Source organism: Nostoc sp. (genome assembly GCF_036919595.1).
Lineage (GTDB): Bacteria > Cyanobacteriota > Cyanobacteriia > Cyanobacteriales > Nostocaceae > Nostoc.
On sequence record NZ_JBALCO010000005.1, the window covers coordinates 11,029 to 29,643 of the forward strand.

Below are 18,615 nucleotides of genomic sequence, written 5' to 3' on the forward strand. Positions count from 1 at the left end.
TTATATGGCTAGATATGCACTGGTGTTGGGAATTGCTAAATATGACAATTTCACCAACCTACCAAAAGCTGTCAATGATGCTGAACAAATCGCCCAACTGCTGCGCGAACAAGGTAGATTTGATGTTCAGCCTTTACCTGGCAAGTTAATCGAGAGTGAGAATCGCTGGGAAATCACACCTGATAAAAAGTTAACTGGTAAAGAACTCGGACTAGCACTGAGAATATTTTTGTTAGAAAAAGCCAAAGGTGCGGAGGCATTAATTTATTTTGCCGGACATGGATTTGAAGCACCCAGCCTGACAGGTATAAAGAAGGGATATTTGGCTACTTCAGATTGCAATAAAGAGGGGCAAAATGCGATCACCTTTGATGAACTCAACACGTTAATCAGTGAATCTCAACTCAGCAGTTTGGTAGTACTGCTGGATTGCTGCTATGCTGGCTCTTTATTAGAGAGAAGTTTTATCAGGTCTGGTTTCTCCGTTTTCAATAGCAAACAAGACTACTGCTTAATTACAGCCTCCCGCGCTTTTGAAAGAGCGCGGGAAGATGCAGAAGGTGGGATTTTCACCAAAGCCGTCATCAAAGGACTTGCTGAGGATAAAGCTGATGAGACTACAGGAGAAATCAATGCCAACGACTTGATGAGCTTCGTATCGCGGGAACTCAAGGGAAGTGGACAAGAAGCAATTTACATGGGTGGCGGTAGGTCAATTTCTTTGGTTTGGTATCCACCGAAGAATCCGGTAGCGCTTAGTGTGGTGAGTGAAGAATCTCCCTATCGGGGATTACAAGCTTTTGACAAAGAACACGCCAAATTCTTTTTTGGTCGGCAAAAAGTAGTTAGCTTAATTCAACAAAAACTCACTCAAGCTAACTTTCTTCCCATCATTGGCGCTTCGGGGAGTGGTAAATCTTCCGTAGTACGGGCAGGTTTGATTCCAGTGTTAGAAAAAAATGGTTGGCGAATCTTAGAACCAATTTTGCCTGGAGTTCAACCTTTAGCAGAGTTAAAACGAGCCTTTACGCAGTTATTTGAACGTACGGAAATTAGGGAAATCTCGGCTTTCATTGACACAGAAGGTTTATCTACCGTAATTTATAGGCTGACTGGTTCTGAGCGTTGCTTATTGGTGGTAGATCAATTTGAAGAAATTTTTACCCTTGGTTCTCAGGAAGAAGAAAGACAGCGATTTATTGAGTTGTTAACCCAAGTTTCTCAAGGGCAGTTAGCAATTGTCACCACGATGCGAGCTGATTTTCTAGAATACTGCTTAAACTATAAATCGCTGACGCAACTAATTCAGGAACAAGCTGTGTATATGCCGCCATTAGTAGGGGCAGAATTAGAAGAAGCGATCGCATCCCCAGCCAACTTACAAGGTTATCAGTTAGAAAGAGGTTTACTCGGAACCATCCAGCAAGAAGTGGTGGGACAAGAGAAAGGCTGCTTACCATTATTACAGTTTGCGCTGACTGAACTTTGGGAACAGCGCGATCGGCAAGCACATCAGTTGACAGTGGCTAAGTTTAAGGAACTTGGTGGAGTCATTGGGGCATTGGAGCGTCATGCAGAAAAGCTGTATGTAAGTTTCACAGAGCAGCCGCAAGCGTGGGTAAAGCGAATTTTCTTAAAATTGGTGCGTACTGGTGCAGAAGGTAAGGATACCCGACAGCGACAACCAAAACAGGAATTGTTAAGTCTTGCTCGTGAAAAACCAGATGAGGAGCAAGTCATAAAACAAGTTATAGAAAAGCTAATCCAAGGACGCTTAATAGTAACTTACACAGAAGCCAAAGAAGAAGTTTGGATTGATTTAGCCCATGAAGCCTTAATTGATGGTTGGCGGAGGTTACGAGAATGGCGACAACAAGACCGAGACTTGCGGCAGTTGAGTGATAGATTAGCAGATGCTTTGCAAGAATGGTTGCACAAGGAAGAAGATGAAAAATACCTCATGCCAAGAGGATTGTTAGCAGAGGTGCAAAAAAATTGGGAAAAGTTAAAGCCTGATTTATCATCTCCAGCCCAGAAATTTTATCAGCGCAGTGTTGCTTATGAACAGCACCAGATTGCCACATTAGAAAAGGCACTGACTGAATCACGATTGCGAGAGAAAGCCGCAAGAGTACTAAATTTACTAACAGTAAAACCGCTAGATAGTCTATTGCTAGCTATTCAATCAATGGGTGAAAATCGAGAACAAATGCCTGACAAGGTTCTCAACACAGTTCTGACTTGCTTGCATAGAGTAATTGAAATAGTCAGAGTACCAATTCCTCTCGAAGGACATAAAAAATCTGTAACTTCAGTAGCTTTTAGCCCAGATGGCAAGATGATTGCTAGTGGCAGTTTAGACAACAAAGTACGGCTATGGAATATACAGGGTAACTCTATAAGTAACCCTTTTTGCGGACACAAGAATTCTGTATGGTCAGTAGCTTTTAGCCCAGATGGCAAGATGATCGCTAGTGGTAGCTATGATGAGACAGTACGTTTGTGGAACTTGCAAGGCAAGCCCATTGGACAACCCTTCATAGGACATAAGAATGCTGTGTGGTCAGTAGCTTTCAGCCTAGATGGACAGATGATTGTTAGTGCCAGTAGCGACAGAACAGTAAGGTTGTGGAACTTGCACGGTGAACCGATTGGTCAACCCCTCCAGGGACATGAGGATAATGTTTGTGCAGTAGCCTTTAGTCCAGATGGCAAGATGATTGTCAGTGGTAGTAACGACAAAACAGTAAGGTTGTGGAACTTGCATGGTGAACCGATTGGTCAACCCTTTCAGGGGCATGAGGATAATGTTTGTGCAGTAGCCTTTAGTCCAGATGGCAAGATGATTGTCAGTGGTAGTAACGACAAAACATTGCGGTTGTGGAATTTAGAGAACATCTTGTCGTGGGAAATCCAGGGACACCCCACTGGTCAACCATTTTGGGGTCACGAGGATACTGTCTACTCGGTAGCTTTTAGCCCAGATGGGCAGCAGATTGTTAGTAGCAGTAATGACAACACGATCCGATTGTGGAACCTCCAAGGACAGCTGAACAGCGAAGCTTTGAGCGGGCAAAATAATTCAATTTTCAAAGAAAATAGTTTTTGGTCGGTAGCCTTTAGCCCAGATGGGCAGCAGATTGTCAGTAGCGGTGATCACAACAAAGTACTGTTGTGGGACATCAAAAGCTACTCTGTTGGTCAACCCTTCCGGGGACATCAGAATTATGTAACCTCTGTTGCCGTTAGTCCTAACGGGCAAATGATAGTTACTGCTAGTGACGACAGCACAGTAAGATTATGGGACATCCAAGGAAACCCTATTGGTGATTCATTCTTTGGACATGAACATTATGTTTTGACAGTTGCCTTTAGTCCTAACGGACAGATTATTGCCAGTAGTGGTTGCGATGGCACAGTACGGTTATGGAATCTCCAAGGTAACTTAATTGCTCCACCTTTCCAGGGAGATGTAAACTCTGTTGGTGCAGTTGCCTTTAGCCTAGATGGAAAAATGATTGTCACTGGCAATAATAATGGAACAATAAGGTTATGGGACTTAGAAGGCAATCCCATTGCTCAACCTTTCCGAGGTCATGAATGTCTAGTTAATTCAGTAGCTTTTAGCCCAGATGGACAAATGATTGTCAGTGGTAGTTGGGACGATACAGTACGATTGTGGGACTTGCAAGGCAACCTTATCGGTCAACCTTTACAAGGTCATGAGAATTATGTTAATTCAGTAGCTTTTAGCCCAGACGGCCAAATGATTGTCAGTGGTAGTTGGGACAAGACAGTACGATTGTGGGACTTGCAAGGCAACCCTATCTGTCAACCTTTCCAAGGTCATGAGGATTATGTTAATTCAGTAGCTTTTAGCCCAGATGGACAGATGATTGTTAGTGGTAGCAGAGACAATACAGTACGCTTATGGGATATTGAGGGTCGCCTCATTGGCCAACCTTTGCGAGGACATACAAATTGTGTTCGTGCAGTCACCTTTAGCCCAGATGGACAGACAATTATTAGTGGTAGCCATGACAAAACAGTACGATTATGGCGAGTTGGTTGGCGTATCTGTCTGGAAGTTTGCTGTAACCGCCTCCGCTATCATCCCATCTTCACCAATCCGCAAACAGAGGAAGCAAAAGCCGCCTGTGAAGTCTGCCGCAAATATGTTTGGAGTGAAGAAGAAGTTAAAAGCGGGGATTAATGAGAAGAAAACAGGAAAAATAAACCCCTAATCTTCAATGTTGAGGCTTAGAACTCCACTTTTCACTTTCAGAACTCGGAACTCCGATTTCTGAACTCGGAACTCCGACCTTTGAACTCGGAACTCCGACCTTTGAACTTGAAACTTCAACCTCTGAACTTGAAACTTCAACCTTTGAACTTGAAACTTCGACCTTTGAACTTGAAACTCCGACCTCTGAACTGCAACAACCGAGATCCAAGGGTAAATGATGGTGATTAAAAGGCAAATACTTACCTTACTATCCCATTTTCACAAACCTGCAAACTAAAGCTACCACAAATATCTTGCGTAGGGACACGATAATATCCATTGGTGTCAACTTAATAAGATTTTGCCCAAATTTGTTGGGTGTAAGCGTCAATCTAAAGGGTGATGCTGACGCCTGGTTTTGACTAATCCAAACAGCTTTTGCCGTTCCAGCGATGTAATGTTGTACCGCATTTGAATAGGAACCGCTATATTACTACTTTTTTTAGTTGCAAATGCGTAGGCGTAGCCCGTCGTAGACATTGCTTTGGCTAAGAATATCTTAAACTTCCGGTTCGACTCCCAAGGCTCTTAACTGGGCTGCTAATTGCTCTGCACGCTGGCGTTCTTGTTCTACACGCTCTTGAGCAGCATTTTTCTCTTGCTGTTCTTTTACTACTAACTCCGAACCCCACAACAATAACTCTCCATTTTCATCCCACCAACGCAACCAATAACCTGTACGATTTTCTCGCCCTCCCTCCCAGATGCCTAAAAACAGGTTCATTTCAGCAATCCAGTAACGGTTATTTACGTCTGCGGATTTTAGTTGATAATGTCCTGAATCATCCAACCGATAAACTTCTAAAACTCCGCCCTCTAGTTCAAAAATGGCATAGTTTGGTACTTGTAAAATCTGCTCATAATAAAACCATTTTCCAGGAGGATAGGTTGGTTTAATAGAATACTCACTACCTTCAGTGTCTGAGAGAAATTCCATCACAATTACAGGAATATCACCCTGGAGTTTAGGAGTATAACTGCGATTAATTTCCTTTCTTGACACCCGAATTGAGGGCACATATCCCCAATCTGGTGCTTTGACCACAAATTGGCGATTCAAGGTGGCACAAATACCATAGTTAGTCATGGTTAAGGCGTTGACTGGCAATCTTCCAGCTAGTTCTAAGCTTTCTGTTAAAGCTGCGGCCAAGGCTGGCTGATTAATGTTATCCACTGGCTCGTCGTCTAAAACAAAATCACCAGGTAACTTTTCCCAAGTAACTTCATAGGTGGCTGCATTGGCTAGCATAATCAGAATATCTCAATTACAACTTCAATTTTTAATAGCCCGATCAAAAAATTGCACAGGGCGTTACTCCTGAGCAAGCGATCACACTTCTTCCACTGACAATCCCAAAGCTTGGGCAATCTGTTCGATGCTCAAATTCATTTGTAATAATCGGGGTATAGCATCTCTTCTGGCTTGTTCTGCAAGTTCCGCCCGTTGTCGTTCTTGCTCGGCGTTGCGGGAAATTTCTGTATAAGTTAAAAACCGTTCTCCGTCAGGGCGATATAGCTGCAAACCCTCTGATGATGGAGCAAAGCGAATTTTTAACCAAGGACTCACCCAATCTTCCATTAGGGGGATGACATCTAAACCGTCTTCACCACGCAACCATCCACGCAAATTATTCCGATCAGGATCGTAAATGTAGTATTCTTCTACCCCATAGCGATCGTAGAAAAGTAATTTTTTGTCCATTTCAGTTTGGGTGTTGCTGGGAGAAAGAATTTCAAACACTACTTGTGGTGCAACTCCCTCCTCCTTCCATTGTTGGTAGCACAAGCGATGTCTACGACGGGCTACGCCTACGCCTTTTGGTCTACCCAATACCACCATCACATCTGGGACGTTAACAATTTTGTTGCGTCCCTCTACCGGATACCAAAACAAATCCCCAGCGACAAATAAATTTGGATCGTTAGCAAATAAGCACTCTATGTTCTGCTTAATTTCTACAATCCAGCCAAACTGTATGGTATTATTGGCCACTGGTTGTCCGTCACTATCGGGGTAGATGACCTCTAGCTGGGTCGGCGGTTGGATTTGCAATACCATAGCTTCGCCCTCAGAAGGATTTAAATCGGGATGCTTCCAAATTAGCAGACTCTTAAGGATGTCTGCGGGATGAATCTGGAGGAAGAACTAACTAAAACAGTACGATTGTTCTACTATAAACTGATTAAAGATAGTATTATTAAGGACTGTTTCATAGGAAACTCCCTCTTCGCCGCCCAATATGTCAGACAAACAGCTAGCAGCATCCTTGAATGGACATCTTGCCTACCCCAGCCACAACAGCCAGAATACCATTCGGATTCGGGGTGCTAGGCAGCATAATCTGAAAAATATTGACTTGGAATTGCCACGCGATCGCCTGATTGTCTTCACTGGCGTTTCAGGTTCTGGTAAGTCTTCCCTGGCGTTTGATACCATTTTCGCTGAAGGGCAACGTCGCTACGTGGAATCCCTCAGCGCCTACGCACGGCAATTTTTAGGACAACTGGATAAGCCGGATGTGGAAGCGATTGAAGGCTTAAGTCCAGCAATTTCCATTGACCAAAAGTCAACCTCTCATAACCCCCGTTCCACTGTCGGTACAGTGACGGAGATTTACGACTATTTGCGGCTATTGTTTGGTCGGGCTGGTGAACCCCATTGTCCGATATGCGATCGCTGTATTGCACCCCAGACAATCGATGAGATGTGCGATCGGATTATGGAATTACCAGATCGTACCCGCTTCCAAATTCTTGCACCCGTTGTCCGAGGAAAAAAAGGCACACACCGTAAGCTTTTGTCAAGTCTGGCTTCTCAAGGTTTTGTCCGCGTGCGGATCAATGGCGAGATCCGTGAACTGTCAGATTCCATTGAATTGGATAAAAATTTTACCCACACCATCGAAGTAGTAATTGACCGCTTGGTGAAAAAGGCTGATATTCAGGAGCGTTTGGTTGATTCCCTGTCTACGTGTCTCAAGCAATCGGGTGGTATTGCGGCGATTCTGGTGAGTTTACTTGGTGACGATGGACAAGAAAAAGAAGAAGAATTAGTATTTTCGGAAAACTTTGCTTGTCCAGAACATGGGGCGGTAATGGAGGAACTATCGCCGCGATTATTCTCCTTTAACTCACCTTATGGTGCTTGTCCGCACTGTCATGGAATCGGGACTTTAAGAAGATTTGCGCCAGATTTGATTATACCTGACCCAGAAGCGCCAGTTTATGCTGCGATCGCGCCTTGGTCAGAAAAAGATAATTCTTATTACTTGGAATTACTCTATAGCGTGGGACAGATTTATGGGTTTGAGTTACAGACAAATTGGAGCAAGCTGACAGGAGAACAACAGCAAATTGTTCTGTATGGAGAGAAAGATGAACGAACCGCAGAGGCACAGAGGAAACAGAGTTTTAAAGGCGCTATTCCAATTTTGCAACGGCAGTATGAGGGTGGTTCTGAATTAATTAAGCAAAAATTAGAGCAGTTTTTAATTGATCAGCCGTGTGAAGTTTGTCAGGGAAAACGGTTAAAACCGGAAGCCTTAGCGGTGAAGTTGGGACAATATGGAATTTTAGAATTAACTGGGGTATCAATTCGGGATTGTCGAGAGAGAATTGAGCAATTCAAGTTGAGCGATCGCCAGTTACAAATTGCTGATTTAGTCCTGAGAGAAATCAAAGCTAGATTGCAGTTTTTGTTAGATGTAGGTTTAGATTACCTCACCCTTGACCGTCCAGCCATGACCCTTTCTGGTGGCGAAGCCCAACGAATTCGTCTAGCAACGCAAATTGGTTCTGGTTTAACAGGAGTTCTCTACGTTTTAGATGAACCGAGTATTGGTTTGCATCAACGAGATAATGGCAGGTTGCTTAAAACCTTAACAAAATTGCGCGATTTGGGTAATACATTAATTGTCGTTGAACACGATGAAGAAACAATTCGCGCAGCTAATTATATAGTTGATATTGGCCCTGGTGCAGGAATTCACGGTGGAAATATCATTGCCCAAGGTGATTTTCAGGCATTATTAGCAGCAGAAGATTCCTTGACGGGTGCATATTTATCAGGAAGACGGGTAATTACCACACCAGCAGAACGCCGAGAAGGAAATGGGCGCAGTTTGGGAATTAAAAATGCCCATCGCAACAATTTACAAAATATAGATGTAGAAATTCCATTAGGTAAACTTGTCTCTATTACTGGTGTGTCTGGTTCTGGCAAATCTACCCTGATTAACGAATTACTGTATCCATCTCTGCAACATCATTTAACTAAGAAAGTTCCTTTACCGAGACATTTGGATAAGATTCAGGGATTGAACGCGATTGATAAAGCGATCGTTATCGATCAATCCCCAATTGGACGCACACCACGTTCTAACCCTGCAACTTACACAGGAATTTTTGATGCCATTCGTGATGTATTTTCCCAAACAGTAGAAGCTAAAGCTAGGGGCTACAAACCTGGACAATTTTCCTTCAATGTTAAAGGTGGACGTTGCGAAGCTTGTAGTGGACAGGGTGTGAATGTTATTGAAATGAACTTTCTCCCAGATGTTTACGTGCAATGCGAAATTTGTAAAGGTGCAAGATACAACCGTGAAACTTTGCAAGTTAAGTACAAAGATAAGTCTATTTCTGATGTTCTGAGAATGACAGTTGAGGAAAGTTTAGACTTTTTCCAAAATATTCCGAAAGCGATCGCCCGCTTGCAAACATTATTTGATGTCGGGTTGGGTTATGTCCAACTAGGACAACCTGCGACTACCTTATCTGGTGGTGAAGCGCAACGGGTGAAATTGGCAACAGAACTATCTCGACGCGCCACAGGAAAGACACTTTATTTAATAGATGAACCCACAACAGGGTTATCTTTTTACGATGTCCATAAATTATTAGATGTACTGCAAAGGTTGGTAGATAAAGGTAATTCAATATTAGTAATTGAACACAACTTAGATGTAATTCGTTGTTCTGACTGGGTGATAGACTTGGGGCCAGAAGGTGGCGACAAAGGGGGAGAATTGATTGCTGTGGGTACACCGGAGGAAGTTGCAAAAAATCCCAGGTCTTATACTGGGCAATATTTGCAGCAGGTTTTGAAACAGTATCCGGCGGTGAAGAAGTAGCACGGTGCTTAAGTGAAAGGTAAAGCATCTGACAAAGCTTGTTGAGAATGCCAAGTTTAGGCTTTGCGGTAAAGCGCCATCAATCTAGACTTTATGTCTGGTTTAAAAATATTTAATTTTGACTGTTGTATTGCAATATGGATGAGTCAACTGTGCATTATCTAAAGAACCTAAGCCACCATCTGCTTTTCTTGTTTTGTGGTCAATAGATATAGAATGATTGTGGAGATAGCCACCACAAATTTTACATCGTTGAACTTTAGGTAAAGTATCTCTGATAAAAGCTGCCGCTTTTGTCTCCCGTGAAAAATTTTTACCTTGGATTTCACTGATATTAGCTCTAGTTTTCATCTTTAATGATCCAAAAGATTTTTCGGCTACTATCTCTTTTATGATATTTTTCTTATCTATTTCTTGTGATAATTTTTCAATGCTTTTTAGATAAAAATCTTTAACTTTGTCTCTTGCCTTGACTGCACTGCTCTTACTTACTATCTGCGGCACTATGTCGTCGTACCAAATTACCCATTCAAAATCTTTTCTAACATCTATAAATGTAGAAAATGATTTAGTTTTTTCTAAGTTTAAGATTAAGGTAATCACACCATAAAATGAACTAACTTTATATCTACCATCATGAGTATAAAAATATACTAATAGGTGTAAACCAAGAGATGAAGGATGATTACTGTTTATCCTTTGGGCTACTTTTCTACAATTTCTTAAGAAATCTACAGTTTTTTCTCCTGTAAGATCGTCTTCGATTTCCAATTCGTTAACTACTTCTATACCGTTAACTATATTGACAAATTCTAATATAAATTCATGCTTTTGTGAATTTGATAGATTTCCTACTATTGGCACATCTGTAGTTTTTATAGGATTTTTTAGTTTAGGTTCAAAAATAATTTGATGTATTTCTTAGGCTAATTTTTCAATTTCATCCTGTTTTTCTTGCGAAAACTCAGACCAATACTTGTGACCATTACCACTTCTCATAATGGCACGAGCAGCCACACCATTAGGCTTCTTTCGAGCCTGTAGCAAACGCATCTCTGTTTCTCCGATTGGAGCTGCTTTTTGGTTAATTTTAAAAAATGAAGCCTCTGCTTTAGATGAATTACCTTCAACCCACTGAAGCTGAATAGCCAAAGCACCCAAGTTTCTTGCTCTTTCAAGAATTTTTGGATTTACTTGCCCTTGATGTTGTGTTAAGAATTGGTAATCCTTGTAATAACCTATCTTTTCGTTTATTAGTTTTCTTACCTCCTGATCAGCGGTTTTCTGCTCATCTATATCTCCATTATACAATTTTTTGGAAATTTTACCATCACCATAGTCATTATTTATCCAGGCTATTAAAGAGCTAAGTCGATGCGAACCATCAATTACAAAATAATAACTACTAGAACTTCTCCAAAGAATAACGGCTGGTATTAAATCTCCATCTAAAAAACTTTCTATAAACTCACATATTTTCTGAGCATCCCATTCATTAGTTTCTCGTTGAAAATCAGGTTTACGTAAAAATGGATAGAAAAAATAACTTTCCTCTAAATCACGAATCGATATAGTCATTCTTGCTATATTTTGGCCTTGCTGTCCTTGTACTTCAAATGCTTCTCTTGGTACAAGTGCATCTAAACTGACCTTTAGATTGTCCTTTGCCATTTTTGTTACTCTTCAAGTATAAAATTGCTCTAGTAATTTATTATATATTACAGATATTACAATTTTTATTAGGCAAATCGTTGAGATGTAAATAAACGTGAGTTTGAGGAGACTAAAAAACGCCAGGAGGCAGTGCAGGCAAAGATTTTGGGAATAATTGTCAATGGAGGTTTTTTTGGGAAAAACAGCTAATTAACCATATCTCCCCTTTGCCAAAACTGCTTTAAAATCTCCCCTGGTTTGCGATCCCATGTATCGATATGCTCATATATAAAATTATCTTGGTTTAATTTATACGTTGAATAACCATTAAAAAGCAACCTTGCTTTCCAAGGAACGCGCAACACTCCCCGCACTGTCCACTTTGCTAAAATTGTATCTTCGGCTGACTGATAAACCTCATGCACATCAAAGTAAATTTGGGTAAAAAATAGCCGAGCATGAAATCGCAAAGTCCAAAATATAATGCGATAGTTAAATTTGTATTTGAATGTATTTACCGGGTCTTTAAAGTAGATATCATCTGTATAAATGTGATATGTAATATCTTTTTCAAAAAGTGTTGGTAAATCCTCTTTTAAAGTCTTAATTACCTGTTCCACTGATAATTGAGATTCCACGCGCCTTTTCCATTAAAAAGTATTTTTTAACAACTTTTGCCAAATAGAATATGTCTTCTTGTTGCTCACACCACCTTTATTCAAATCTGACAGAGTAGGAAATGATGCAGACTTAGCATAAGGACCATTTCGCAAAACTTTAGCTAGGGTATTATTATTTTCGCGCAAACCTTCGTGAAAAAAGAATACCTCTCCTTGAATACCAAGTTGGCGATTGTATTCAATTGCCTGCACTAAATATTCTGGACTAATACAATAACTACCAAGCTTCATCAATATTCCCGGTGCTAACTTTGGCAATGTTGCATCTGTGAACTGCTGGTTTATTAGTTTATCAGCGATCGCCTGATAACTCCTAAAGTCACGGCGATAAATCTGCGGCTGAATCATATCAACTATTCCCCGCTTCAGCCAGGTGGGTGAGTCTTGCAGATATTCCTGGAATGCCCAATCATAAATATTAGGTGCGATCGCTACCAGTAAATTAGGATTAACTGCTTTCACCTCCCGGTACAGACGCGCCAAGAATTCAGTGAGAATATCTGCCCGCCACTGTAACCATTGTCTGTCTTTAGGGTTCTGTGGCGGATTGCGATCAAATTCCTGGCGATAGCGGGTGAGAGTTCCCACGTCATAGCCACCTTCACAGGGTAATGCTGGAAAGCGATCGTCACCTTGAACACCATCCACATCATAATTTTTCACAACTTCCAGCACCAAATCCAACAAGAATTCCTGTACCTGTGGGTCGAGTGCATTCAACCACTCAAAGCCGTTTTTCTTTAGTAAGTTGCTGTTACAATCATAGGCGGCCCATTCCGGTTTTTTCTGTAGAAGTACACCACCATTCAAATTGTAGGAACTGGCAAAACCGTATTCAAACCAAGGGATGACTTTTAACCCAACTCGCCGCGCCTCAACCACCACTTCTTCTAAAGGGTCGCGACCTACAGACATAGGATCAATTTCGATTCCAAAGGTCTGCTGCATTGTTTGACTGGGATACAAAGTTACTGCCTTGTTCCAAACAACGGGGAATACCACATTAAATCCTGTCTCGGCAAGCAAATCCATCGCCTCAGCAATGCGTTGTTTTGACCTGAGAACTTTACTATCAGTAGTGGTCAGCCAGATACCACGTGTTTCTATTATTGCCATTTCTATAAATTTAAATTCTCGGCGCTGCACTATCTAAACATTGATTAGCCAACGATACCGCGCCTGTATTATTGTGTAAATCCCATAGGCAACCAAACCTAGTGTCACAATACCCAAAAGCCATGCTTGTCCCAATGATAGCACTGGACTTTATTTACCAAAGTGAAATCAGTGGAGTGCCGTGACTTAAGAGTTCATTCTTTAGGTAGTCGTAAGTCAGTGGCAGAACTTGTTTAAATTAAAAAATCTTCAAAATAAACAACAGTTAGTAAATATAGTTAATGACTATAATTGAGTTCCAAAATTTACCGAATCCACAGCAGTGTCAAAAAACTACACTGTCTAACTTAGGGCTAGTTTGCATCACCTCTGACAAACAAGTGCGCTTTCGGACAATGACGCGCACACGCTACTTAAAACTTTCCCATAGTGAACGTGAAAGCGCTCTGAGTGAACTGTATCAGCATAACTTACAACGCTTGCATGACGCTCTCTCGTTTTGTCAGCAGAATCAAATTCAGCTGTATCGGATGTCTTCTAATTTATTTCCTCTAAGTGACTTAGAAGACGAAATCGGTGCAAATATATTAGAGGCAATGAGCGCTAATTTAGCAACAATCGGTCAACGAGCAAATGCATTGAGTATAAGAATGGTGTTGCATCCAGATCAATTTGTAGTGTTGAGTTCTGATTCTTCCTCAGTGGTACAAGCAAGTATCAATAATCTAGCAGGACATTCCCGCACACTTGACTTACTGGGCTTATCGCAATCGCCTTGGTCATTGATGAATATTCATGGTGGCAAATCTCAACGTGCTGAACAACTAGTAAAAGTAATTTCCTCACTACCAGAAAATATCAAAAGCCGTTTGACTCTAGAAAATGATGAATATGCCTATAGCGCCGATGAAATTTTAGCAGTATGTCAGCAAACTGGCGTGCCGATGGTATTTGATGCCCATCACCATATTTGCCACGAAAATTTAGATAGCTACGATCATCCGAGTGTAACATCCATGTTTTATGCAGCGCAAGAAACTTGGACAAATCCAGATTGGCAATTAGTCCATATTTCCAATGGTGAGCAAGCTTTCAATGACAGAAAACACAGCGACTTGATTACCGATATGCCCAACGTCTACCACCAAGCACCGTGGATTGAAGTCGAAGCCAAACAAAAAGAAAAAGCGATCGCATATTTGCGCTCTTGGTGGCTGATGAAAAATAATTGTATTTAAATTAACACAAAAGTTTTTAACTGACGAAAGTCTGTAGAGGTTACCCATGCAACACTATAAATGTAGTGCGTAAGGTTTCACAGGGTTTGTTACTGTACATCACTATCTTAATAGTGTCTTTCAATAGATGTGAGTTTGCTCCAAATAATATTACACTTATTAAGTGCAGTATGATTATCTAGTATTTGATAATGTTGATATTTGATTAATTATGTCTTTAATAGAAAGTTATTGGAAACACGATTATATAACTACTAATGGGGTGACACTACACTACGTTACCCAAGGTGAAGGCCCCTTAATGTTGATGTTGCATGGGTTTCCTGAGTTTTGGTACTCTTGGCGGCATCAAATACCAGAATTTGCCCAAGATTTTAAAGTAGTTGCCCTTGACTTGCGTGGCTACAACGATAGTGATAAACCAACAGAGCAATCAGCTTATGTAATGGATGAATTTATCCAAGATGTTGAAGGAGTAATTAAAGCATTAGGATACCAAAAATGTGTATTAGTTGGACATGATTGGGGTGGTGCGATCGCTTGGAATTTTGTCTATGCTCACCCGGAAATGGTAGAACAATTAATTATCCTTAACTTGCCTCATCCTGCCAAATTTGCCCAAGGCTTACGCACTCCCCAACAGTTGCTGCGTAGTTACTACATGTTTATTTTTCAACTACCGTGGTTACCAGAATTACTCTTACAATCTTCAGACTACCAAGCTATCGAAACAGCTTTTAAAGGTACAGCAGCTAACAAGAGTGCTTTCACCAAAGCGGATATTGACGCTTATAAAGATGCTGCTGCAAAACGCGGTGCCCTTACAGCAATGTTGAACTACTACCGCAATATTTTTCAACAGAGAATGCTAAATCCAAATTGGGGCATTTTAAAAGTGCCAACACTGATGATTTGGGGAGAAAATGATACTGCACTCGGCAAGGAACTAACTTACGATACCGCAGCCTATGTCAAGGACTTTCAAATCAAGTATATTCCCAATTGTGGCCATTGGGTGCAGCAAGAACAACCTGAATTGGTTAATCAGTATATGCGAGAATTTTTGAGGATTTAAGCTAATAGTATTTGATAAAAGTATAAATACTTATCAAATTAGCCAAATTATGGCGAGTAGTGCAAGCTTTTAAAAAGATTTAACAGTGATTTAACACTGGCAGTTTTTTAGGGTTTATCGAGTAAAAATCGCCAAAAATCAGAATCAATGGCATTTGTGATCTCACTTTTATCCCTGTTTCATATCACAACCAACTTGTGAAGGCATAGATTGACCTCACAAAGTTTAATGAGATAATAGAGTTGTGAGGGACAGAACGGACGCAACTTGATTATTAAAGGGGGAAAATTATGAAACTCCAGCTATTAGCGGCCATGGCCTTAGCAACTCCCCTATTTTTCGCTAGCTCGGTTAGAGCCGAGAATCCGCAGGACTTACAAAAACTGCTTTCAACTGGGGAATGTGTCCAGTGTAATCTATCGGGAGCTAACCTCAGTGGCGCTCATTTAATTGGTGCTGACTTGAGAGGCTCAAAGCTGCAAGGAGCTAACCTTGTAGGGGCTAACCTTGAAGGTGCTGACTTAACTGGTGCAAACTTAGCAGGTGCTAACCTAACATCAGCTTACGTAACCAATGTGAATTTGAAGCAAACCAATCTCAACGGAGTAAATTTTACTCGCGCGACGATTCACGATTCTAATGTGTATAAAGCATCAATGAATGATCTCAATCTCACTGATGCCGAAATATTTAACACTGGAATCGGGATTGGTGGAGAAGATGCCGAGATTCCCGATTGGAAATAGGCCCAACTGAGTAGGCAGGTTAAAATAAACAGAACATCAGAGAAACTGGTTTTTTGCCAGGATTATCCTTAAAATCTGCCTGTACAAAAATAAAAAATGAAACCCCTCTGCCTTGTAATCACTTTACTCTGATCAAAGCAGAGGGGGTTTCTTATTGAGATTAAGCCAACATCCACGCAAGAAAGTGCAATATAAGTCAATACGCTTGGGCTAGCACCAAAAACCTTAAACTGTGTAGGTTGGGGAGCCACTGCGCCCTTCTCCCCTTGAGAGAAGACCGCAGTGGCTCCCCTTATTACATTGCCAGAGGCTAAGGATTGTTTGCAAAGATTTGATCTGAGTAAGGACGTTGCATTGCAACGTCCCTACAGAGGTGTTGTTTAGTTTACAGCAGCACTGACTAAACCATTGTGCCTGAGCAAAGCGATCGTACTTGGTTCACGACCTCGGAAAGTTTTAAACACCTCCATTGGATGCTGACCACCACCGAGTGCCAGCACCGTATCCCGATAACGCTGACCTGTAGCTTTTATAGCTTCTTCATCTTCTAGCCCAGCTTCTTCAAAAGCCGCAAAAGCATCAGCACTCAGTACCTCGGCCCACTTATAGCTGTAGTAACCTGCTGCATAACCACCCTCAAAAATATGTCCAAAAGCACATAAAATTGAATCTTCTGGAAGTGGTGGTAAAACCATAGTAGTCTTAGCTATGCGATAACGCACATCTGACGGAGTTTCATTACTACCAGGGCGATAGCGGTAGTGTAATTCTAAATCAAGACTGCTCAGGTGGATCTGCCGCAACATGGCAGTACCACTCATATAATTACGCGCCGCTAGCAGCTTTTGATAGTAATGCTCCGGTAGGGCTTCACCAGTTTCGTAATGCTTCGCCATTCCAAACAAAGTGGGTCGCTCATAACACCAGTTTTCCATAAACTGACTAGGTAGTTCCACTGCATCCCACTCCACGTTATTGATGCCTGCGGCTCCAGGATAGTCAACCTTAGTGAGCAGATGGTGCAATCCATGACCAAACTCGTGGAACAAAGTCTCTACTTCATAGAAAGTCATCAAACTAGGTTTACCATCTACGGGAGGACTTTGATTACACACCAAATAAGCTACAGGTAAGCGGATGGCAGTGACACCATTTTCAGTGATTTTGCCCCGATTGATGCATACATCCATCCAAGCACCACCGCGTTTCTCTGCTGGACGGCTGTAGGGGTCTAAGTAGAAGTAGGCTATGGCAGAACCAGTTTCATCAGCAATTTGGAAATAATGGACATCCTCATGCCATACTGGCGCTTGACCATCAGCAGAGGTGACAGTGACGCCAAACAGCCGCTTGACTAGTCCAAATAAGCCGTCTAACACTTGGGGAAGGGGGAAGTAGGGACGCAATTCTTCAGCGGTAAAGGCAAATTTTGCTTCTCGTTGGCGTTCTGCCCAAAAGCTGATATCCCAGTGTTTTAAATCCGTAGCTTCTGCTGCTCCCTGTGCCGCTGCAAAAGCTTTGAGTTCTGCCAAGTCTTCGACAGCAGCATCATAACTAGCGCGGCGTAGTTCTTCTAACAGGGCGTTGACTGCCTCAACGTTGGGAGCCATTTTACTAGCCAGGCTTAATTGAGCAAAACTTTTAAAGCCTAGTATATCTGCGAGTTCTTGGCGCAACTTCAAAATGCGCTCAATTAAGGGGTTGTTATCTAAATCGCCACCAGAAGCGCGGGTTATATAAGCTTTGTAGAGCTTTTGGCGCAAATCTCGACGGGTGCTGTGCTGCATGAAAGGGCCGTAGCTGGGGAAGTCTAAAGTAATCCGCCACGGGCCATTTTCAAGTGTGGCGTTGCTTTCGCCAGCTGCACGAGCACCTTGGGCTGCTAAACTCACTAAGCTTGGTGGTAAACCGTCAATTTCCGCTTGTGTTGTTAGGGTTAGGTTGAAGGCTTTAGTGGCATCAAGTACATGGTTAGAGAATTTGGTAGAAAGTTCTGCTAACTCCATCTGTATGGCGTTGAAACGCTCTCTTGCCTCTCCTTCTAAGCCAACACCAGAAAGTTCAGCATCTCGAATCGCGGCTTCTACAATGCGCTGTTGGGCTAATTCTAAATTTGCCCAACTATGAGTGGTACGGAGTGCCTTAAAAGCATTGTAGATGGGTTGGCTTTGACCGAGCTTATTGATAAACTGTACGACTAGTGGCTGTACGATTTCATGAGCTTCGCGCAGTTCGGGGCTATTTTTAACACCCATTAAATGATTCACCACCCCCCAACTCCAGGTAAGCTGTTCAGTTAGCTTTTCTAAAGGTTCTACTAAACCACTCCAAGTAGGCTCTACATTAGCCTCTAAGGTGGCAAGCTGCTGGTCAAGTTCTGCCAGCAACTGATTGAAGGCTGGTACTACTCGTTCTGGTTTAATCTCTGCAAAGGGAGGTAAACCAACGCCTTGGAGTAGGGGATTGTCGGAAATAATAGTACTTGCACTCATGGTTTTGTGTGAACTGCGGATGAATAAAAATCAACAATGATTTTTATTTATATATCTTCTAATGTAGCGATCGCTGTGCTAAATAGTCTTGTCATTCTGGGAATATAGCAAAAAAAACAAGAGTTACTCAGAAAGTTATCTTGATACAGCTATTTTGTTTGGTTTGTGAACGATACCTGACAGGCAACAGTTCCAGAAATA

14 protein-coding genes are annotated in these 18,615 nt (G+C 41.7%); 5 read left to right on the forward strand and 9 right to left on the reverse strand.

The window, feature by feature from the left end; translation table 11 throughout:
- Nucleotides 1-4: 4 nt before the first annotated feature.
- Nucleotides 5-4,213 carry an nSTAND1 domain-containing NTPase gene (locus V7K21_RS00185; protein ID WP_335170831.1) on the forward strand — a complete coding sequence of 1,403 codons (4,209 nt, stop codon included), beginning with the start codon at nucleotides 5-7 and terminating at the stop codon, nucleotides 4,211-4,213.
- A gap of 399 nt (nucleotides 4,214-4,612) precedes the next feature.
- Here V7K21_RS00185 and V7K21_RS00190 read toward each other — a convergent pair whose 3' ends face one another.
- The 3 genes from V7K21_RS00190 to V7K21_RS00200 form a co-directional block, all read right to left on the reverse strand.
- Nucleotides 4,613-4,765 carry a hypothetical protein gene (locus V7K21_RS00190; RefSeq protein ID WP_335170832.1) on the reverse strand — a complete coding sequence of 51 codons (153 nt, stop codon included), beginning with the start codon at nucleotides 4,763-4,765 and terminating at the stop codon, nucleotides 4,613-4,615.
- Between the two features lie 19 nt (nucleotides 4,766-4,784).
- Nucleotides 4,785-5,534, reverse strand: a complete 750-nt coding sequence (locus V7K21_RS00195) for a Uma2 family endonuclease (RefSeq protein ID WP_335170833.1) — start codon at nucleotides 5,532-5,534, stop codon at nucleotides 4,785-4,787.
- An 81-nt stretch (nucleotides 5,535-5,615) separates the two neighbouring features.
- The gene (locus tag V7K21_RS00200) at nucleotides 5,616-6,344 is read right to left on the reverse strand and encodes a Uma2 family endonuclease (protein WP_335170834.1); all 729 of its coding nucleotides are present in this window, start codon (nucleotides 6,342-6,344) and stop codon (nucleotides 5,616-5,618) included.
- Nucleotides 6,345-6,525: 181 nt separating this feature from the next.
- On the opposite strand from V7K21_RS00200, the gene uvrA reads away from it, so the two are divergent.
- Nucleotides 6,526-9,414 (forward strand): excinuclease ABC subunit UvrA, encoded by a 2,889-nt coding sequence (gene uvrA, locus V7K21_RS00205; RefSeq protein ID WP_335170835.1) that lies wholly within the window; start codon nucleotides 6,526-6,528, stop codon nucleotides 9,412-9,414.
- Between the two features lie 102 nt (nucleotides 9,415-9,516).
- Here the strand turns inward: uvrA and V7K21_RS00210 are convergent, their stop codons facing one another.
- The 5 genes from V7K21_RS00210 to V7K21_RS30515 all read right to left on the reverse strand — a co-directional run bounded on the left by V7K21_RS00210 (nucleotide 9,517) and on the right by V7K21_RS30515 (nucleotide 13,007).
- Nucleotides 9,517-10,278, reverse strand: coding sequence for an HNH endonuclease (locus tag V7K21_RS00210; RefSeq protein ID WP_335170836.1), 762 nt, complete (start codon nucleotides 10,276-10,278; stop codon nucleotides 9,517-9,519).
- Nucleotides 10,279-10,335: 57 nt separating this feature from the next.
- Nucleotides 10,336-11,085, reverse strand: coding sequence for a DUF262 domain-containing protein (locus V7K21_RS00215; protein WP_335170837.1), 750 nt, complete (start codon nucleotides 11,083-11,085; stop codon nucleotides 10,336-10,338).
- A 188-nt stretch (nucleotides 11,086-11,273) separates the two neighbouring features.
- Nucleotides 11,274-11,705 (reverse strand): DUF2358 domain-containing protein, encoded by a 432-nt coding sequence (locus V7K21_RS00220; RefSeq protein ID WP_335170838.1) that lies wholly within the window; start codon nucleotides 11,703-11,705, stop codon nucleotides 11,274-11,276.
- Nucleotides 11,706-11,717: 12 nt separating this feature from the next.
- Nucleotides 11,718-12,863: a glycoside hydrolase family 10 protein gene (locus tag V7K21_RS00225; protein WP_335170839.1), complete on the reverse strand. Its 1,146-nt coding sequence runs from the start codon at nucleotides 12,861-12,863 to the stop codon at nucleotides 11,718-11,720.
- A 33-nt stretch (nucleotides 12,864-12,896) separates the two neighbouring features.
- Complete coding sequence (locus V7K21_RS30515) at nucleotides 12,897-13,007, reverse strand: DUF1206 domain-containing protein (RefSeq protein ID WP_442948833.1); 111 nt, start codon at nucleotides 13,005-13,007, stop codon at nucleotides 12,897-12,899.
- A gap of 137 nt (nucleotides 13,008-13,144) precedes the next feature.
- Here V7K21_RS30515 and uvsE point away from each other — a divergent pair, with 137 nt between their 5' ends.
- From uvsE to V7K21_RS00240, 3 genes are all read left to right on the forward strand, one after another.
- Nucleotides 13,145-14,101: a UV DNA damage repair endonuclease UvsE gene (gene uvsE, locus V7K21_RS00230; RefSeq protein WP_335170840.1), complete on the forward strand. Its 957-nt coding sequence runs from the start codon at nucleotides 13,145-13,147 to the stop codon at nucleotides 14,099-14,101.
- Between the two features lie 211 nt (nucleotides 14,102-14,312).
- Complete coding sequence (locus tag V7K21_RS00235) at nucleotides 14,313-15,176, forward strand: alpha/beta fold hydrolase (RefSeq protein WP_335170841.1); 864 nt, start codon at nucleotides 14,313-14,315, stop codon at nucleotides 15,174-15,176.
- A gap of 290 nt (nucleotides 15,177-15,466) precedes the next feature.
- On the forward strand, nucleotides 15,467-15,922 hold the full coding sequence (locus V7K21_RS00240) for a pentapeptide repeat-containing protein (protein ID WP_273766479.1): 456 nt from the start codon (nucleotides 15,467-15,469) through the stop codon (nucleotides 15,920-15,922).
- 380 nt (nucleotides 15,923-16,302) lie between these two features.
- Here the strand turns inward: V7K21_RS00240 and V7K21_RS00245 are convergent, their stop codons facing one another.
- Complete coding sequence (locus tag V7K21_RS00245) at nucleotides 16,303-18,414, reverse strand: M3 family metallopeptidase (protein WP_335170842.1); 2,112 nt, start codon at nucleotides 18,412-18,414, stop codon at nucleotides 16,303-16,305.
- Nucleotides 18,415-18,615: the final 201 nt, after the last annotated feature.

Excerpts from the sequence above, each read along its gene's own strand:
- V7K21_RS00185 (WP_335170831.1), top strand. The coding sequence starts at position 5 with ATGGCTAGATATGCACTGGTGTTGGGAATTGCTAAATATGACAATTTC.
- V7K21_RS00190 (WP_335170832.1), bottom strand. The coding sequence starts at position 4,765 with ATGTCTACGACGGGCTACGCCTACGCATTTGCAACTAAAAAAAGTAGT.
- V7K21_RS00195 (WP_335170833.1), bottom strand. The coding sequence starts at position 5,534 with ATGCTAGCCAATGCAGCCACCTATGAAGTTACTTGGGAAAAGTTACCT.
- V7K21_RS00200 (WP_335170834.1), bottom strand. The coding sequence starts at position 6,344 with ATGGTATTGCAAATCCAACCGCCGACCCAGCTAGAGGTCATCTACCCC.
- uvrA (WP_335170835.1), top strand. The coding sequence starts at position 6,526 with ATGTCAGACAAACAGCTAGCAGCATCCTTGAATGGACATCTTGCCTAC.
- V7K21_RS00215 (WP_335170837.1), bottom strand. The coding sequence starts at position 11,085 with ATGGCAAAGGACAATCTAAAGGTCAGTTTAGATGCACTTGTACCAAGA.
- V7K21_RS00225 (WP_335170839.1), bottom strand. The coding sequence starts at position 12,863 with ATGGCAATAATAGAAACACGTGGTATCTGGCTGACCACTACTGATAGT.
- uvsE (WP_335170840.1), top strand. The coding sequence starts at position 13,145 with ATGACTATAATTGAGTTCCAAAATTTACCGAATCCACAGCAGTGTCAA.
- V7K21_RS00235 (WP_335170841.1), top strand. The coding sequence starts at position 14,313 with ATGTCTTTAATAGAAAGTTATTGGAAACACGATTATATAACTACTAAT.
- V7K21_RS00240 (WP_273766479.1), top strand. The coding sequence starts at position 15,467 with ATGAAACTCCAGCTATTAGCGGCCATGGCCTTAGCAACTCCCCTATTT.
- V7K21_RS00245 (WP_335170842.1), bottom strand. The coding sequence starts at position 18,414 with ATGAGTGCAAGTACTATTATTTCCGACAATCCCCTACTCCAAGGCGTT.